The sequence below is a fragment of the Pseudomonas sp. FG86 genome (assembly GCF_057808775.1).
On record NZ_JBMDIS010000071.1, the window covers coordinates 18,241 to 35,401 of the forward strand.

At 62.4% G+C, this 17,161-nt stretch carries 18 protein-coding genes; 11 read left to right on the forward strand and 7 right to left on the reverse strand.

Annotated features, from left to right (window positions below; translation table 11 throughout):
* Nucleotides 1–2: 2 nt before the first annotated feature.
* Nucleotides 3–335: a carboxymuconolactone decarboxylase family protein gene (locus ACODSV_RS28445; RefSeq protein ID WP_024076184.1), complete on the forward strand. Its 333-nt coding sequence runs from the start codon at nucleotides 3–5 to the stop codon at nucleotides 333–335.
* A 2-nt stretch (nucleotides 336–337) separates the two neighbouring features.
* Nucleotides 338–1,339 carry an NAD(P)H-quinone oxidoreductase gene (locus ACODSV_RS28450; protein ID WP_102625037.1) on the forward strand — a complete coding sequence of 334 codons (1,002 nt, stop codon included), beginning with the start codon at nucleotides 338–340 and terminating at the stop codon, nucleotides 1,337–1,339.
* Between the two features lie 67 nt (nucleotides 1,340–1,406).
* Here the strand turns inward: ACODSV_RS28450 and ACODSV_RS28455 are convergent, their stop codons facing one another.
* Nucleotides 1,407–2,231 (reverse strand): arylamine N-acetyltransferase family protein, encoded by an 825-nt coding sequence (locus ACODSV_RS28455; RefSeq protein ID WP_024076186.1) that lies wholly within the window; start codon nucleotides 2,229–2,231, stop codon nucleotides 1,407–1,409.
* Nucleotides 2,232–2,352: 121 nt separating this feature from the next.
* On the opposite strand from ACODSV_RS28455, the gene ACODSV_RS28460 reads away from it, so the two are divergent.
* A complete protein-coding gene (locus ACODSV_RS28460; protein ID WP_024076187.1) occupies nucleotides 2,353–2,589 on the forward strand; it encodes a DUF6555 family protein in 237 nt (78 codons plus the stop codon).
* Nucleotides 2,590–2,620: 31 nt separating this feature from the next.
* Here ACODSV_RS28460 and ACODSV_RS28465 read toward each other — a convergent pair whose 3' ends face one another.
* Nucleotides 2,621–2,821 (reverse strand): DUF6021 family protein, encoded by a 201-nt coding sequence (locus tag ACODSV_RS28465; protein WP_024076188.1) that lies wholly within the window; start codon nucleotides 2,819–2,821, stop codon nucleotides 2,621–2,623.
* A gap of 12 nt (nucleotides 2,822–2,833) precedes the next feature.
* A complete protein-coding gene (locus ACODSV_RS28470; RefSeq protein WP_024076189.1) occupies nucleotides 2,834–3,013 on the reverse strand; it encodes a hypothetical protein in 180 nt (59 codons plus the stop codon).
* 126 nt (nucleotides 3,014–3,139) lie between these two features.
* On the opposite strand from ACODSV_RS28470, the gene ACODSV_RS28475 reads away from it, so the two are divergent.
* On the forward strand, nucleotides 3,140–3,661 hold the full coding sequence (locus ACODSV_RS28475) for a DUF3087 domain-containing protein (RefSeq protein ID WP_150053864.1): 522 nt from the start codon (nucleotides 3,140–3,142) through the stop codon (nucleotides 3,659–3,661).
* 27 nt (nucleotides 3,662–3,688) lie between these two features.
* Here the strand turns inward: ACODSV_RS28475 and ACODSV_RS28480 are convergent, their stop codons facing one another.
* Entirely contained in the window at nucleotides 3,689–4,819 is a 1,131-nt protein-coding gene (locus ACODSV_RS28480; RefSeq protein WP_024076191.1) for an MFS transporter, read from the reverse strand.
* A gap of 70 nt (nucleotides 4,820–4,889) precedes the next feature.
* Nucleotides 4,890–6,254: an MFS transporter gene (locus ACODSV_RS28485; RefSeq protein WP_024076192.1), complete on the reverse strand. Its 1,365-nt coding sequence runs from the start codon at nucleotides 6,252–6,254 to the stop codon at nucleotides 4,890–4,892.
* Between the two features lie 191 nt (nucleotides 6,255–6,445).
* Between ACODSV_RS28485 and ACODSV_RS28490 the strand changes: the two genes are divergently transcribed.
* Nucleotides 6,446–7,186 (forward strand): carbonic anhydrase, encoded by a 741-nt coding sequence (locus ACODSV_RS28490; protein WP_150053862.1) that lies wholly within the window; start codon nucleotides 6,446–6,448, stop codon nucleotides 7,184–7,186.
* A gap of 26 nt (nucleotides 7,187–7,212) precedes the next feature.
* Here ACODSV_RS28490 and ACODSV_RS28495 read toward each other — a convergent pair whose 3' ends face one another.
* Nucleotides 7,213–8,106 carry a Dyp-type peroxidase gene (locus ACODSV_RS28495; protein WP_150053861.1) on the reverse strand — a complete coding sequence of 298 codons (894 nt, stop codon included), beginning with the start codon at nucleotides 8,104–8,106 and terminating at the stop codon, nucleotides 7,213–7,215.
* Between the two features lie 138 nt (nucleotides 8,107–8,244).
* Between ACODSV_RS28495 and ACODSV_RS28500 the strand changes: the two genes are divergently transcribed.
* Together ACODSV_RS28500 and ACODSV_RS28505 are read left to right on the forward strand one after the other, a co-directional pair.
* Nucleotides 8,245–9,861 carry an NADP-dependent glyceraldehyde-3-phosphate dehydrogenase gene (locus tag ACODSV_RS28500; protein ID WP_150053860.1) on the forward strand — a complete coding sequence of 539 codons (1,617 nt, stop codon included), beginning with the start codon at nucleotides 8,245–8,247 and terminating at the stop codon, nucleotides 9,859–9,861.
* A gap of 151 nt (nucleotides 9,862–10,012) precedes the next feature.
* The gene (locus tag ACODSV_RS28505; RefSeq protein ID WP_150055818.1) at nucleotides 10,013–11,074 is read left to right on the forward strand and encodes an FUSC family protein; all 1,062 of its coding nucleotides are present in this window, start codon (nucleotides 10,013–10,015) and stop codon (nucleotides 11,072–11,074) included.
* Nucleotides 11,075–11,355: 281 nt separating this feature from the next.
* Here ACODSV_RS28505 and ACODSV_RS28510 read toward each other — a convergent pair whose 3' ends face one another.
* Nucleotides 11,356–12,108, reverse strand: a complete 753-nt coding sequence (locus tag ACODSV_RS28510; protein WP_150054637.1) for a TetR/AcrR family transcriptional regulator — start codon at nucleotides 12,106–12,108, stop codon at nucleotides 11,356–11,358.
* 356 nt (nucleotides 12,109–12,464) lie between these two features.
* Between ACODSV_RS28510 and ACODSV_RS28515 the strand changes: the two genes are divergently transcribed.
* Genes ACODSV_RS28515 through ACODSV_RS28530 form a run of 4 tightly spaced genes read left to right on the forward strand, consistent with a single transcriptional unit; the run spans nucleotide 12,465 to nucleotide 17,094 of the window.
* A complete protein-coding gene (locus ACODSV_RS28515) occupies nucleotides 12,465–13,172 on the forward strand; it encodes an ABC transporter ATP-binding protein (protein ID WP_069076509.1) in 708 nt (235 codons plus the stop codon).
* On the forward strand, nucleotides 13,169–14,368 hold the full coding sequence (locus tag ACODSV_RS28520; protein WP_069076508.1) for an ABC transporter permease: 1,200 nt from the start codon (nucleotides 13,169–13,171) through the stop codon (nucleotides 14,366–14,368). The genes ACODSV_RS28515 and ACODSV_RS28520 overlap by 4 nt, the downstream gene beginning before the upstream one ends.
* Complete coding sequence (locus ACODSV_RS28525) at nucleotides 14,361–15,839, forward strand: TolC family protein (protein ID WP_024076199.1); 1,479 nt, start codon at nucleotides 14,361–14,363, stop codon at nucleotides 15,837–15,839. Before ACODSV_RS28520 ends, ACODSV_RS28525 begins: the two co-directional genes overlap by 8 nt.
* Nucleotides 15,829–17,094, forward strand: a complete 1,266-nt coding sequence (locus ACODSV_RS28530) for an efflux RND transporter periplasmic adaptor subunit (protein ID WP_150054636.1) — start codon at nucleotides 15,829–15,831, stop codon at nucleotides 17,092–17,094. Before ACODSV_RS28525 ends, ACODSV_RS28530 begins: the two co-directional genes overlap by 11 nt.
* Nucleotides 17,095–17,161 lie beyond the last annotated feature (67 nt).

The following is a 17,161-nucleotide window of genomic DNA, read 5'->3' on the forward strand; positions in this document are numbered from 1 at the left end:
TCATGTCCACGCTCAATTTCAGCAGCCCTCGTGAAGCGGCCCGGGCGTTTACACCCAAGCTGTCGCAATTCGTCGATTCAACGCTGTATCCGCAGATCTGGAGCGACCCGGCATTGTCCCCGCGCGACCGAAGCCTGATCACCGTGGCGGCATTGATTGCCGGCGGTCACTCTGAAGAGTTGCCCGCGCACTTGCGACGGGCAGTCAGCAACGGGGTGACCCATGACGAAATCGCCGCCGCGATCACTCACCTGGCGTTCTACGTAGGCTTTCCAGGCGCCATCACCGCCTCCGCTATCGCCAATGCCACGTTTACCGAATCGGAGAAAAACTGACCATGAAAGCCATCAGCATTAGCGCCTTCGGCGCGGCGGACGTACTTGAACTGGCAGACGCTCCCACCCCTGAAGTCCGCCCGACTGACTTGCTGGTACGGGTCTATGCGGCGGGTGTGAACCGTGCGGATCTGACCCATCGAACAGGTGGCTACGGCCATCCAAATTTCGGTGACTCACCGATCATCGGTCTGGAGATCGCCGGCGAGGTGATTGGCAAAGGTGATGAGGTCAAGGATTTTGAGATCGGAGATCGAGTGATGGGCGTTGTCGGCGGTGGGGCCTACGCCGAGCTTGCACGCATCGACTATCGCATGGCCATGCCTATTCCTGCGCAGTTGGACTATGTGCACGCAGCCGCTATTCCCGAGGTCTTCGTCACCGCCCATGAAGCAATGATGCACCTGGCTCGGCTCAAGTCCGGCGATTCGGTATTGATCCATGCCGCTGCGGGTGGTGTGGGATCTGCCGCCGTGCAACTGGCATACGCCACCGGGGCCACGGTGTATGCGACAACCGACGGCAGCAAGCTGGCGCGTGTCGAACATTTGGGAGCCGATACGGCCATTGACTACAAGACGCAGGATTTTGCCCAAGTCATCGCCGATAAAACCCATGGTCGAGGGGTTGATGTCGTCATTGATTTCGTGGGCGAGCCCTACTTCGCACGCAACATCGCTTCCCTTGCCCATGGAGGCCGGCTGGTACAGGTCGGTATCCTGGGCGGAGGCGGTAAGGTAAGCGTAGAACTGGAGCACATCCTTTACCGTCACTTGCAAATCATCGGTACGGTCATGAAGTCCCGTACACAGCCAGAGAAGCACGACATGATCAAGCGCTTCCGCGAGCATTGGCTTGATCGCTTCGAGGGCGCCGGAAGTCTGGAGCCGGTCGTTGACAGCACGTTCCCGCTGTCTCGTGCGGCCGATGCCCATCGCCGAATGGAATCATCCGAGAATGTTGGAAAAATCATTCTGACGATGCAACCGGCTGACTTGGTTTAAGCCCGGCAGCAGGTACGTTGTTGGTGAGTTTCCCGTCAAGCTCGTTGATTTCCGGTTCGTCGCGCGCTTACGGACGCCCCAGGATTAAGCCCTCCAGCGCTTCGCGAAGTTGCGGATGCGTTGGCAGGCGAATACCGAAGGTATCGTGCAGCACCCTCGACAATTCGTCGGCACTGTCTATCCGGTGTTTTTCGCTGGGGCGATCCAGGGTGTGAATCGCATAGTCAGCGTTGTTCAAGGTGTGGCGTCGACCGGGCGCCAGCAGTGCCACTTTCAACTGGCCAAGAAACGGCGAACCTGGGTGGGTGGAGACGTACCAATTGCCGATTTCATAATCGATGTCCGCCTGCACTTGCAGGTCGAACACATACAAGCCGCGCCACTCCCCGGCGACCAGGGCCCACAGGGTGTAGCTGCCGTCGTTGAAGGTCAGGCGATAGGGTTCATGGGCGGTCGCCTGCACCGCTTCGGTGTCCAGCAGCAACGGGCTGCTGGGCACCATGCCGCCAAAGCCGACATCGGTCATATAGCGCACGCCGTCCAGGGTCACCAGGCTCAGGCGATGGGTCCGCGCGGTGCGTGCATCGGGTGGCCCGCCCATCACCACCCTGCCGGTGATCCCACGCGCGTCGAAACCCAGTTCCTGCAGCAACGCGAGAAACATCTGGTTCAACTCGTAGCAATAACCACCGCGCCCCTCGAACAACACTTTTTGCTCGACGCTGGGCAGGTCGATCGGTACCGGCAGCTTCATCAGGGTCGACAGGCTTTCAAAGGCAAAGCGGCAGACATGACGCAGCTGCAAATCCCGCAGGGTCTGCAACGTAGGCGGGGGCGGCGCATCGTAACCGAGGTGTTGCAGGTACAAACGGCTATGGGTCAGCTGGAGCATGGCGCAATCCTTGGGCACGGTGCAAAGGCGTCACTATGCCGTCCTGGCATGCACCTTGTCATTTTGAGTGAACCTTTTTGGACGCTTTCCTCTCCATCTATGAACAAGACAGGGAGGCAACATGAGTACCGCAAAAATCTACACCATCCACTACCAACTGCACGGCCAGCCGAAATCTTTTGTGGTGCGCGCAGAAATCATGAACAACGCCGAAGCCTGGCACTGGGCAGCCGTCGACGCCGACATCGCCCATGTCAGTCGTATCGGCCGGGTAGGTCACGAGCAGGTGAAAAAAACCACGCGGCCCTGGGCAGAGAAATACGGCATCACCGACGTCAGTTGGACACCGCCCAAATAAAGCAAAGCCCCGCTCAATGGCGGGGCCCGTATTAGTGTTTCAAGTCGCCCAACGGATCGTAGGGCGGCTTTTTTTTCGCCTCGTCCTTACCTTTCCTATCCAGCGGGGCGATGGCCGGACCTACCGGGTCGACCTGCGGGTCTGCCACATCCGGCGAGTCCGGGTCGAAGCCCAGCTCATCCTGGCCGCTGGCATGTTCGTTGGAGTGTGGGCCATCCGAGGGTTTATTCATGACTGTCTCCTGTTAAAGCGGGCGGGCTTTGTCGTGGAGGGTTTCCAGGTCTTGCTCGACGCGCTCCACCTCATCGTGTTCGTCACGCTCCTTCGGATCATTGGGGCGCAATGCATCGTTATCGCGCTCTTCTTCACCGGGTGTGCGGTCGGGGTCGGGAGTGCCGGGCGGCGGCTGCTTGTATTCGGGCATGATGCTTCACCTCACGGGGGTTAGTGGCCTGCATCGTTTTAGAGGAAGTACCGCAAACCATCGTTCAACTTGATTGCCCCAGGCATGAGAAGATGCCGGCACATTCCTTCTGGAGACCTGCCCCGGATGTTCGAGCTCAAACCCTGCGACCCCGTCACCTACCGCCGTCAGACCCGTCGCAGCACGCTGATCGTGGCCGTGCTTTTCGTGGCCCTGACTATGCTGCTGTCGAGCCTGGCCGTGATGCTGTTCGGCGAGCCTGGTGGTGATAACTTTCGCTTCAACGTCGGTGGTGTATTTGCCGGCGTGTTGATCACTGTTGCCCTGGTGCGCGGCCCGTTGTGGCACCAGCCGTGGCTGGCGCCCGCGGTGTATGGCTGGCAGCTCAAGCGCCAGTTGATGCGCGTGACCAATGTGATGCACACCGTGACCGAACGGGTGCAGGCCAACGACCCGACCGCGCTCAAGGTGCTGCGCTTCTACCACCTGGGGCTGACGCAAATGCACGAGCTGGACGCCAACTCCAGCGCCCAGGCGCAGTTGGTTGGCGAGATCGAGGCGCATAAGGCCAAGATGCAGGCGCTGGGGCTCGACACCGAGCAAACCCGCTTCAACCCCGCCTGGCTGGACAGTATCAAAGCCGCTTGAGCCTGCGGATACACGCGCCCTGCCCCATCAGCTGGAACGCTTGGCGCGCCAGCAGAACAGCGCACTTACCGCAATCGCCGCGCCCGCCAGGCCAAACACCCAGGGCGCCGACGCCACCGGCAGCAACAGGCCTGCCAGCAGCGGCCCGAGGCCGGCACCGATATCGCGCCACACTGCGTTCGACGCCAACGCCGACACCCGCATGGCACCGGGGTTGCGCTCGGCCACCAGGGTAGTCACCAGGGGCAGTTGCAAGGCGCGCAGCACCAGCACGGCCGCCGCGCCGATGATCACCCAATAGCTGCCAAACGCAGCCAGGGCCAGTGCACTCAAGAACGAAAACAGCAACAACATGGCGGTGGCGCCGAAGCGTTGTGCCGCGCGCCCCCCCAAGGGGCTGAGGAGCAATTCCGACAGGTAACGCAGGGCCATCAAGCCCCCGGCGATCAGCACCGCGTCACCGCCCATGATCTTCTGCGCCTGAATCGACAGACCGAAGATAAACAAGCCATCCAGCGCCACGCCTTCGATAAATGACCAGAGCGCCACACTGTCGGGCCATTTGAAACGTCGCCCCGGGGTGCTGTGCAAGTCGTGCCCGGTGCCGGGCAAACCGCGCGCCATCCACAGCCCCACCAGGCAGCAGCCGGCAAGAATCAGGAAAATCGGACGCGGCCCGGCCCACAACGTCAGCAACCCACCCAGGGGCAAGGCCAGCATCGGCCCAAGCGCAATCAACGCCCGCGATCGCCCGGCCCGGCGCGCGGCGCCCGCAGGCTCCGAGGTGGCCAGCACCTGGGTGGACAGGTTCAACGCGGCAAAACACAAGCCCCAGACCAGGCGCAAGCCCAGCAGGGCGGCAAACCCCGACAGCATCGAATTGCCCACGGCGCACAATGTCGCGGCCCCCGCCGCGATCATGCAGGTCAAGCGGTCGCCGTGGCGCGCGTAAAAATTCAATACATGCCGGTAACCGAAAATCCGTACCAGGCGGTTGGCGGCCAACAACACCCCGGCCTGGGCCAAAGTGATGCCGAACGCCTGGTACTCCATCGGCAGCAGCAGGTAGAGCAACACATCACTGGGCAGGCATAAGGCAAGGGTCAGCGCGGCGCGACGGGAGTGAGTATCAGCGGTGCGGAGGGCCAGGCTGGACATAAATCTGAAACATCCCGAAATATTCAGGTCGCCAAGGTAGCCTTCCCGCGCCGGGTTTTACAACGCCCAATCACGCTTTTTCCCCATAGGGCAGTAAGCGCAAGCCACTGGCCACGGCGCCCACCAATGCGAACACGCAGCCCAGCCACAAGGCATATTGCGGACCGCTGCCCAGGAACAGGTGGAAACACAATGCCACCAGCGAGGCGCCCAACGTCTGCCCCAGTAACCGTGAAATCGCCACGATGCCACTGGCCCCACCGCTGCGCGCCAACGGCGCACTGGTCATCAGCGCCTTGAGGTTGGGCGACTGGAAAAAGCCAAACCCGGCGCCGCACAGTGCCATGCGCCAGCCGATATCGAACGTCGACGCGCCGCTGCCGAGCGTCGCCAGCGCGGCCATGCCGACACTGAGCATCAGCAGGCCGATGCCGCACAGCGCCCCTAGGGAGACACGGTCGGCCAGGCGCCCCGCCACCAGCGCCATGACCGCCACGACGGCTGGCCAGGGCGTCATCAGAAAGCCCGTTTCCACTTGGCTATGCCCGAGCACCGCCTGCAACAGAAAGGGCAGCGACACAAAGGCCAGGCCCTGGGCGCTGAACGCGCAGATCGCCGTGAGGGAAGACAAGGCAAACACCGGCCGCTTGAACAAATCCAGGGCCAGCATCGGCGCCGGGTGGCCGGCCTGCCGACGCAACAGCAACGCGCCACAGACCAGCGCCAGCGCGACCAGGCCCAGGGTCAGCGCGCCCTGGGCGCCGTGCACCGCCGTGCCCAGGCCGAGGACCAGCAAGGCAAATAACCCGGCACATAGCACGGCCGCCAGACGGTCGAAGGCATGCCCGGTCATGGGCAGGGTCGGCAATGAACGCAGGCCCAACACCAGGGCCAACAGCCCCAACGGCACATTGATCAGGTACAGCCAGTGCCAGGTCGCCACCGACAGGATCGCCGACGCGGCGGTCGGCCCCAGGGTAAAGGCCAGCCCCACCACCAACGAGTTGTAGCCCAGGCCACGGCCCAGCATTTTCGACGGGTAGATATGCCGCAACAGCGCCGTATTCACGCTCATGATGGCTGCCGCGCCCAACCCCTGCACCACTCGCGCCGCCGTCAGGGTCACCAGCGACCCGGCCAATCCGCAAAACAGCGAAGACAGGATAAACAGCAGCAAACCGCCGAGGTACACCCGGCGATGGCCCAGCACATCGCTCAACGAAGCGAACGGCAATACCGTGGCGATAATCGCCAACTGGTAGGCATTGACCACCCAGATCACCGAGGCGGAATCGGTGCCGATCCCTTCGGCCAGGGTCGGCAGCGCCGTGTTGACGATGGCCGTGTCCAGAGTCGCCATGCCGATCCCCAGGGAAATAGCGATGACCGCCGGCAGGCGTTTGTTAAAGGGCAACCCATCGGCAACAGAAGACATGGAGCGACTCACGCAGGTGGCAAAGGCCCACAGGTTACGGGCAGATGCAGATTTTTTCAGTGGGCGATTGCGTGGCTGTCGAAATTTTCATGTTCATCCCACTTCACATGCAGAAACCCCCTACATCCTTCACACAGCATTCTTTGCACCCTTGGCGCTTTCGCTAACCCCCTACGCCGAGACCTGCGCCCATGTGCGACACCCATCACGCCTCTGACGTTCCACCGAACAACAGCCGTCGCAACTTCCTGCGCCTGACCACCGTTGGCGCAAGTGCATTGATGCTGGCGAGTGCGTTACCCGCCAGCCTGGTCCACGCCGCCCCGACGCCGAAAGCCGCCAACGACCTCAACTCGGAACAGGCGCTCAAACGCTTGATGGAGGGCAACCAGCGCTATGCCGACGGCGTCACCAAGCGGCATGACTTTATGCACGAGCGCGAGGCATTGGTTGGCGGGCAAAACCCCTTCGTCGCCGTACTCAGTTGCGCCGATTCGCGGATTGCCCCCGAATACGCCTTCGACACCGGTCGCGGAGACCTTTTCGCCGTACGCGTGGCGGGCAACTTTGTCACCGATGACGGGTTGGCCAGCCTTGAATACGCCGTGGCGGTACTGGGCACGCCGTTGATCATGGTGCTGGGGCATGACAGCTGCGGCGCCGTGGCTGCCGGGGTCAAGGCGGTCAAGGACAACGCGCGCTTCCCCGGCAAGATTCAGGGCCTGGCCGACGCACTCAAGCCGTCCGTCACCAAGGTGCTCAAGGCACCGGGCGACATCCTGGAGAACGCCATCGCGCAAAACGTCAGCGACACCGTTGCACGGCTCAAAACCGAATCAAGCCTGTTGGCCGATGCCCTGGCCAAGGGTTCGTTGCGAATTGTCGGGGGTGTCTACCGGCTGCACAGCGGCAGAGTGGAATTGCTCGGCTAGTCACCCGCGCGCGGCACCGGCCGGGCTTATGCTGGACGCTCGCTGCCGGTATCCGGCGCCAGCGAGAGTGCATTGAGCGCCAAGCGCCCATCCTTGAGCGGCGGGCACCAGTAGTAGCCGCCGGTCAACGGTGTGCTGATGCGATACAAGCCATCGACAATCCCGTCTTCCAGCCCGCTCATGCGGCGCAGTTGCGCTTCGAACGCGTCGAAGGAATGGCCAAAGGCAAGAAACATCAAGCCCGCCTGGCCATTTTCGGCCCACGGCATCGAGCGGCGTACCACGAAGGCTTCCGGGGTGAAACTCTCTTGGGCGGTGCGTTTGGTATGGGCGGATTCGGGGGCGTCGTCGAGTTCTTCGTTGTCGCCATGGCGGCGGCCGATGATGTGGTCGCGCTCCTCGGCGGGCAAGGCGGCGAAGCCATCGAGGTCGTGCTGCCATTGCTGGATCGCGGCGAAGCTGGCACCGCTGTCGGTCAGCGCGGCTTCCACGGCGGCATCGTCGTGGGGGTTTTCGGTGCCGTCTTCGTAGTCGGTCAGGTCGAAGCCGGTCTTGAAGCGAAAACCTTCAGTCGACTGCACCAGGCGAAAAGCCGGGGCCAAGGCTTTTTCAAAGGCGCGACTGCGCAACAGCAACTCACCGCGATCCACCCCATGCAGCCACACCCACAGCGCCTGCTGGGTGGAGGGGTTGTGCGCACCTGGCCCGCTGACAGCCGGGAATGGGCGCAAACCGTCGATCTGCGCGCCCAGGGCGGTTACCAGCGGCTCACCGAACCCGACCACGGCCGCCGAATCCACACGCTGCACCAACGCATCCAGCGCAGCGGGCACGGCGTCCAGGGAATCCACGGCAAAAAACAGATGGCGTGCCTGCAAGGGCACCGGAGCGGCAAGAATGCCCGGCTGGTACTGACTCATATGAACTCCTTCAAGAAAGCCGCGCAGTTTACCCGCCACGCGCGCCCCTGCGTACTGCAAAGCGCACAAGCCTTGCCATCGAGACCGTTGTTGGGTGACTCTCTAGTCATGTTTTGCAACTATTCCAGGGGTAGCAACATGACCACCGATAACCTGCTCGCCCAGCTGTTTCCCGTTTCCACCGCCGACATTCCCGAGCAATTTCGCCTGGCGGCGCCTATCGAACAGCGTGATTACCTGGTCAACGGCCAGTTGCGGGTCTGGGACGGTCCGTTGGCCCAGGTCCTCAGCCCCGTGCAACTGGGCGACACGCGTGTGCAGATTGGCAGCACACCACTGCTGGATGCCGACACCGCCCTCACCGCCCTCGACGCCGCCGTGCGCGCCTATGACCGTGGCCAGGGTGAATGGCCGACAATGCGTGTGGCGCAACGCATCCTGCATGTCGAAGCGTTTCTGCGGCGCATGCGCGAACAACGTGATGCGGTGGTCAAGCTGCTGATGTGGGAAATCGGCAAGAACCTCAAGGACTCGCAAAAAGAGTTCGACCGCACCTGCGACTACATCACCGACACCATCAATGCCCTCAAGGAACTCGATCGCCGTAGCAGCCGCTTCGAACTGGAGCAGGACACGCTCGGCCAGATCCGCCGCGTGCCGATGGGCGTGGCGCTGTGCATGGGCCCCTACAACTACCCCTTGAACGAGACGTTCACCACGCTGATCCCCGCGCTGATCATGGGCAATACCGTGGTGTTCAAGCCGGCCAAGCTGGGTGTGCTGCTGATCCGTCCGTTGCTGGAGGCGTTCCGCGACAGTTTCCCGGCCGGGGTGATCAATGTGATCTACGGCAGCGGCCGCGAAACCGTCAGCGCGCTGATGGCCAGCGGCAAGATCGATATCTTTGCGTTTATCGGCACCAACAAGGCCGCCAGTGATCTGAAAAAACTGCATCCCAAGCCACACCGCCTGCGCGCGGCCTTGGGCCTGGACGCGAAAAACCCCGGCATCGTGCTGCCGCAGGTGGACCTGGACAATGCGGTCAGCGAGGCGCTCACTGGCTCGCTGTCGTTCAACGGCCAGCGTTGCACGGCCTTGAAGATCCTGTTTGTGCATGAAGACGTGGTCGATCGCTTTATCGAGAAGTTCAACCAGAAACTGGCCACGCTCAAACCCGGCATGCCATGGGAAGACGGCGTGTCGCTGACGCCGCTGCCGGAAGTGGGCAAGGTGGATTACCTCACGGCGCTGGTGGCGGATGCGACGCAGCACGGCGCCCAGGTGGTGAACGCCCAGGGTGGCGTCAGTCGCGGGTCGTTCTTTTACCCGGCGGTGCTGTACCCGGTGAACCCGCAAATGCGTGTGTACCACGAAGAACAGTTCGGCCCAGTGGTGCCGATCGTGCCCTACCGCGACCTGGAAACCGTGGTCGATTACGTGCTCGAATCGGACTTCGGCCAACAGTTGAGCCTGTTCGGCACCGACCCGGTGCAAATCGGACGCCTGGTGGACACCTTCGCCAACCAGGTCGGCCGGATCAATATCAATGCCCAATGCCAACGCGGGCCGGACACCTTCCCCTTCAACGGCCGCAAGAACTCGGCCGAGGGCACGCTGTCGGTGCATGATGCGTTGCGCGTATTTTCGATCCGCACCCTGGTGGCAACCAAGTTCCAGGACAGCAACAAGGCGTTGCTCAGCGAGATCCTGCGCAACCGCGATTCGAGCTTCCTGACCACCGACTACATTTTCTGACAACGGTCCGGACCCAAAGGTGGGAGGGGGCTTGCCCCCGATAACGGTGGATCAGTCAACCGATCTGTTACTGAGACACGGCTATCGGGGGCAAGCCCCCTCCCACACTGGGGCCGTGTAACTCCTGAATTTCAAGGCCACTTTAATACTGATGAACCTGCCCTTCTTCGCCCGGCGCCTGCTGCGCCCCCTGCTCGACCCGTATCGCCGTTATCGTCATGCCAAGCTGATCCACGCGGTGCGCGTGTCCATCGGCTTGCTGGCGACGATCCTGCTGACCACCGGCATCAACCTGCCCCACGGTGAGTGGGCGTCGGTGACCATGCTGATCGTGATCGGCGGCTTGCAGCATCACGGCAATATCGGCAAGAAAGCCGTGGAGCGCGCCTACGGCACCTTGATCGGCGCCAGCGTCGGTTTGCTGCTGGTGGTGCAACAGGCTTACTTCGGCCAACCCTTGCTGACCTACCTGTTGATGTCGGTGGTGTGCGGGTTCTTCTCCTATCACGCCATCGGCAAGGGCGGCTACATCGCGTTGCTGTCGGCGATCACGGTGTTCATCGTCGCCGGGCATGGCGACAACCCGCTGTCGGATGGCTTGTGGCGCACCGTCGATATCCTGATCGGTATCGTCCTGGCCCTGGCATTTTCCTTCGCCCTGCCGCTGTACGCCGTGTATTCGTGGCGCTACAACCTGGCCAGCGCATTGCGCGACTGTGCCGCGATCTATAGCCGGATCATCAACGGCCAGTCGGTCACCGATGATGAGCACCTTAAACTGCTCAACCGTTTGAACGCGGCCATAGTGCAGTTGCGCTCACTGATGCCGTCGGTGTCCAAGGAAGTGCGAATTTCCATGACCGAGCTGGATCACATCCAACGCCACCTGCGCATGTGTATCAGCACCCTGGAGATTCTCGGCAATACCCGGCCGGACCCGCGTGACGAGCAGGCGATGGCGCGCATGCAGGTGATGTTGAAGGCCGAGCACCGGCAGATTCGGGTGCAACTGGTGGGCATGGCGCGGGCGTTGAAATCCGGGGTGACAGAGCGCCTGGAACGGCCTGGCCACCTCGGAGGCGACAAGCCGACACTGGATGCGCCGGTCTATAGCGCGTTGGATGGCTACCGATTGTTGACGGTGCAACTGGCGGCAAATGTGGATGCACTGCGTCAACGCCTGGCCAAAAGCGCGGGGCACTGGAAGATATAAACAGATGGCCTTTTGACGTGTTTAAGCACGTCAACACTTTCATACTTTCTCTTACATTTTTTTCACGAATTATTCACATCCCGGGACGTAGGGTGAAGCCTCATCCGTTACAAACGTTGCACATCAAGCCCGCCGCCCCAGCGGGCTTTTTTTTGCCTGCGCAAAACACTGTAGGAGCGAGCTTGCTCACGAAAAGCAATAAACGATAACGCAGCGGTCTCAGGCTGGTTAACCGCGGTGATCGTGCGTTCTTCGCGAGCAAGCTCGCTCCTACAGGGAGGTCAGCGTGAGGCCTTGGCGGTGGGGGCTGCCGCTTGTTCGCGAATGGCCCGCTGGGTATCCAGCACCTTGGCCAACGCGTTTTCCGCCTCCGGGCTTTGCTGCGGCACGCGAATCGCCGCCGACACCAGGGTGATCAACTTGGCCATCACCTCGGCATCCGTGGCCGGGCGGCCCAGGCTCATGGAGTTCATCAACAGGCGCAGTTCGGTACCGGCCATCACCCCGGAAATCGCCTTGAGGGCAAATTGCAGGCGCACCCCCAACTCGTTGCGCGGCAAGTCCGGCAAGGCCAGGGCGAAGGCTTCGAAGAAACGCTGGAACACCGGCTGGTAATGCACCTTGAGGTATTCCTGGATAAACGGCGACGTGTCGCTGTACACCCGCCCGAGGAAGCGAATGAACGAGCGCCCTTCCCCGCTCGCGGGGTCGCTGCGTTCCAGGCCCATGGCCGGGGCAAACAGCACGCCCAGCAGCGTGTCGCAATCAAGGGGCCCGTCGGATTCGGCTTCACAGCGCGCCAGCAACTCCAGGCGCTGCTCGTTAAGCGGCTCCAGGCGCTGCATCAGCAAGGTTTTCATCAGGGAGTCCTTGTCCCCGAAGTGGTAGTTCACGGCGGCCAGGTTGACCTGGGCACGCTCGGTAATCTGCCGTAACAAAACCGCGTCATATCCGTACTTTATGAAGAGAGCCTCTGTCGCATCCAGCAATCGAGTCTTGGTAATGTTTGGAGCGCTGACTTTCTTCGCGACCATAGAAGTTCCACGTGGGAAATATGTTTTAAAAAATTATTTGATTTTTTATACCGGGGCCGTCGTTCGAAATCAAGTAGTGACACTGCGCCATATGATTGAAAAGCCTTGCAGTGTGGCGCATTGAAGGCCGCCGAAGGTTTTTTTGTGGGCGTGAGGCGCCGCATTGGAAATCGTTTCAAAGCGTAAAACCGCTCTACATCCATGGCTGGCGAAGCGGATTGAACGCGGTTACTATTCAAACAATATTTTAAAAACAAGAAATTAAACCAGTCCGTGACGCGTACCAGGCGGCTCCCGAACTTGTTACAACGATTTTCCGGGGGCGTGTCGGCACCGTCGAGACTGCAGGCGTAGTCATGATGACAGACACCCACGCGCACCCAGGCTTGATCTCCCTGCAAGGCATCGGCAAGCGCTATGAGCTCGCCGGGCAGCAACTGTCCATTCTCAATGATGTGTGCTTGTCCATCGCCAGCGGCGATAGCTGCGGCATCCTCGGTGCTTCGGGCTCCGGCAAAAGTACCCTGCTCAATATCCTCGGCCTGCTGGACGTGCCCAACTGCGGCCAGTACCACTTTGCCGGCCACGATATTTTCAGTGCCAGCCCCGATGAACTGGCGGCGATCCGCAACCAGCAGATCGGCTTCGTGTTCCAGAGCTTCAACCTGCTGCCGCGTCTCAGCGCCCTGGATAATGTCGCGCTGCCCTTGAGCTATCGCGGCGTATCACGCCATGAATCGGTAGAACAGGCACTGCGCATGCTTGAACAGGTTGGCCTGGCCGACCGCGCTCATCACCGCCCCGCCGACCTGTCCGGCGGCCAGCGCCAGCGTGTAGCGATTGCCCGGGCCCTGGTCGGCAACCCCTCGGTGATCCTGGCCGACGAACCCACCGGCAACCTCGACAGCACCACTGCCCAGGAGATCATGGACCTGCTCCTGGCGCTCAATCGCGAGCAACAGGTCACCCTGATCATCGTCACCCACGACGCGCACATCGCCGAGCGCCTGGAGCGCAAGATCCTGGTGCGCAACGGTGTGGTGCATGAGGCTGGCGGCCTATGAACCTGCGGGTCGAACAGAGCCTCAGCCAACTGCTGCACGAAGCGTTCGTCAGCCTGCGCACCCTGGGCAAGCGCTCGATCCTGGCGCTGCTGGGTATTGTGATCGGCAGCTCGTCAGTGGTGGCGCTGATCAATATCGGCCACAACGCGGCGGTGGACGCCGCAATGATCTTCAAGGACATGGGCACCGACACCCTGATCGCCCAGTTCCCGCCCAAAGGCACCGCCAACGTGCCGATGCGCACCCAGCTCGACCTCGATGCCGTACGCCGGGCCGTGCCGGGGATCGCCCATATCGGCGCGATCACCCCGTTCAGCGGGCCCATGGTGTTCCATGGCCGCACCACCAACGCCAACTTCGTCGGCATCACCCCGGATATCCCGCCGACCATGCGCCTGGTGCTGCGCGAAGGACGCTTCCTGTCCCCCTTCGACGCAAATGAAACCTACGGCGTGATCGGCGACCAGCTCGCCCAGGCCCTGGGCGCGCCGGGTGACCCACTGAAGCTGGGCGACCGGGTGCGCATCAATGACTACCTGTTCCAGGTGGTGGGCATTTTGTCCAACCAGCCCCGGGCGATGCTGATGCCGGTGCAGGCCAACGAGACGCTGTTCATGCCTGCGGACGGCATGCGCCGCATCTACGCCAACCCGCAAATCAGCAATGTGATCATCCGCGCCGCCCCCGGCGAGGACATGGAACGCGTGGCGCGGGACGCCGCCGTCGCGCTGCGAACCCAACTGAGCGACCACGACGTCGAGATCACGGTGCCCCAGCAAATGATCGATGGCATGACCCGGCAAAGCCGCACCTTCGCCTACCTGCTGCTGGCCTTGGGGGCGATCTCCCTGGTGGGCGGCGGCGTCGGTGTGATGAATGTGATGCTGATGAACGTCTCGGAACGCCGACGCGAGATCGGCATTCGCATGGCCCTCGGTGCGCGCCAGCGGGATATCCGCAACCTGTTCCTGCTCGAAGCCGTGACCCTCACCGCCGTCGGCGCACTGTGCGGCGCCGTGCTGGGCATGACCGCCGCCTGGCTATACGCCTGGTTGTCGGGCTGGGAATTCGCCCTGGCTGTCGCCGCCCTGCCCCTGGGCGTGGGCAGCACGTTGCTGGTGGGGCTGTTCTTCGGTATCTACCCGGCGGTCTCGGCCTCGCGGTTGCAACCGGTGGAGGCCCTGCGCGATGAGTAAATGGCTCTGGTTGCTCGCCTGGGTCAGCCTGCACGGCGTGGCCGCCGACGTCGTCATCAAACCGTCAGCGCCCAGTACCACCCGCAGCGGGTATGAGCGTGGCGTTTCGCTCAACGCCCAAGTCACCAACATGACCCTGGGAGATGCCGTGTACCTGGGCCTGCGCAATAATCCGGCGATCCGTAGCGCCTACCTGCAGCGGGTGGCGCAGAAGTTCGACCTGCGCGTGGCCGAAGATGTGTTCAACCCCAAGCTCACCCTCAACAGTTATTACCGCAGTACCCGTGGCTCGACAGACAACACACGCAACGCCAACCTGGCGCCGGCCACCAGCCTGCTCAGCGAATACGGCACGCGGCTGAGCATGGCGTGGACCCAGCAACTGACCAACGCCGACCGCGCCGGCCGCTACCGCAGCGACGGCCTCGACCTGGCGATCATCCAACCGCTGATGCGCGGCGCCGGCTGGGACGCCACCACCGCGCCGCTGCGCCTGTCACGCCTGTCGGAGCAGGCCAACCGCCTGAACCTCAAGGCCACCGTGGCGCAGACCATCAGCCAGATCATCGCCACCTACCGCGAGCTGCTGCGCGCCCAGGAACAACTTAGCATCGTGCAGGATGCCCTCAAGCGCTCGGGCACGTTGCTAGAAGTGAACAAGGCATTGATCAGTGCCGGGCGCATGGCCGAGTTCGAAATCGTGCAGACCGAAGCCGACATCGCCACCCAGCAACTGGGCGTGGAAGAGGCGCAAAACCAACTGGACACCAGCCGCCTGGCCCTGCTGCGCCTGCTGGCCCTGGACCTGTCGACGCCGATTCGTGCCACCGAAGCCCTGGAAGCCAGGCCCATGCAAATCGACAAGCGCCAGGCGTTCACCCTGGCGCAGACCCAGCAACCGGAATACCTTGCCGCCCTGCTCGGCAGCCAGCAGGCCGACCTCAACCTGGTGATTGCCAAGGACTCCGGGCGCTGGCAAGTGGACCTGGTGGCCGGGGCGAACCAGGTCCGCGATGCCTACAATAACAATGCCGGCAGCACCAACAACCGCACCTGGGACAGCTACGCCGGGGTGCAGGTGCAGATCCCCATCGGTGATATCAGCACGCGCCAGGCCGAAGTGCGTGCGCGGGTGAACGTGGAGGACCAGGAGATCCGTATCACCGACGCGCGCCAGGAACTGGAGCGCAACGTCAACGATGTGGTGCGCGACCTCGGTACGCGCTGGCGCCAATATGAAATCTCCCAGCGCGCCGTGGAGCTGTCGCGGCGCAAGATCGACATCGAGCGGGAAAAACTCAGCGCCGGACGCTCCACCAACTTCCAGGTGCTGAGCTTCGAGACGGACCTGCGCAACGCCGAAAATGCACAGCTCAATGCACTGATCGCTTATTTGAACGCCCAGACCCAACTCGATCTGACCCTGGGCATGACGCTGGAAAGCTGGGAAATCGCCCTCAATGACTACTGACAAAAAACGCCTGCTGGGTGCTGTCTTGATCGTGCTGCTGGCGGCTGCGGGGATCACCGCGCTGAGCCTGCGCAGCCCGGCCGCCAACACGGCGCCGGTGGGCGAGCAATGGCTGGCGGTGAAACCCGACCCGCTGGTGCACCAGATCGGCCTGGTGGGCAAGATCGAGCCCGACACCACCCTCACCCTCACCGCGCCCTTTGACGGCAATGTGGAGGCCAACCTGGTGGAACAAGGCCAGCGGGTCGAGGCCGGCCAGGTGCTGTTGCGCATGGACCCGGCCACCCTCGAAGTGCAACTGCGCGACGCCCTCTCGGCACAGCTCAAGGCGCGGCGCACCGTGCAGGAAATGCAGGACTGGGACAGCAGCCCCACCGTCAGCCGTGCGCGCCGCAGCCTGCGCACCGTAGAAATGACCGCCGGCAATACCCAGCGCAAACTCACCGAGAGCGAAAACCTGTTCCAGCGCGGCATCATCCCGCGCAATGAGCTGGACGACCTCAAGCAACAGACCCAGCAACAACAACTGGACCTCGCCTCGGCCCGCAGCGAACTGCAGCAGGCGCTGGAGCAAGGCAAAGGCGAGTACCGGCAAATTGCCGATATGGAGCTGACCAACGCCACGGTGAAATACGACGCCCTGCACAAGTTGCTCGAAGGTCGCGAGGTCAAGGCGCCATTCTCCGGCATCGTCGTGCCCGCGCCCGGCAGCAGCACCCCTTCGGCCCAAGGCGGCAGCAACAATGCACCGGTGCAGGCCGGCAGCAGGGTCAGCCAGGGCCAGGTGCTGTTCGGCCTGGCCAATATCGAGCGGCTGAAAATCGTCGCCAAGGTCTCCGAACTGGACATCAACCAGTTGCACCAGGGCCAGGCCGTGGAAGTGATGGGCGATGGTTTTGATGGCGAGCGACTGACCGGCTCGGTCAGCGTGGTCAGCGGCCTGGCGATAGCCGGCGACAGCCAGGGCAGCGCGCAATTTCCTGTGACCCTGTCGATCCCGAAGCTGACGCCGCAGCAGTTGCAGCGGGTGCGGCTGGGGATGAGCGCACGCTTGACCATCGTCACTTACAACAATGCCCAGGCGATCATCGTGCCGGCGCCGGCAATCACCCGTGGCGAGAATGGCATGACAGTGGAGTATCGAGAGGCGATGGATAAGCCGGTAGAGCAGGTGAAGGTGACCACCGGGCAATCGACGCCGCAGGGCGTGGAGGTGTTCGGCCTCAAGCCCGGCTTTGTGAAGACCTCAAGATAAATGCAGAACCCCTGTGGGAGGGGGCTTGCCTCCGATGGCAGTGGGTCAGCCAAAGATGCATTCACTG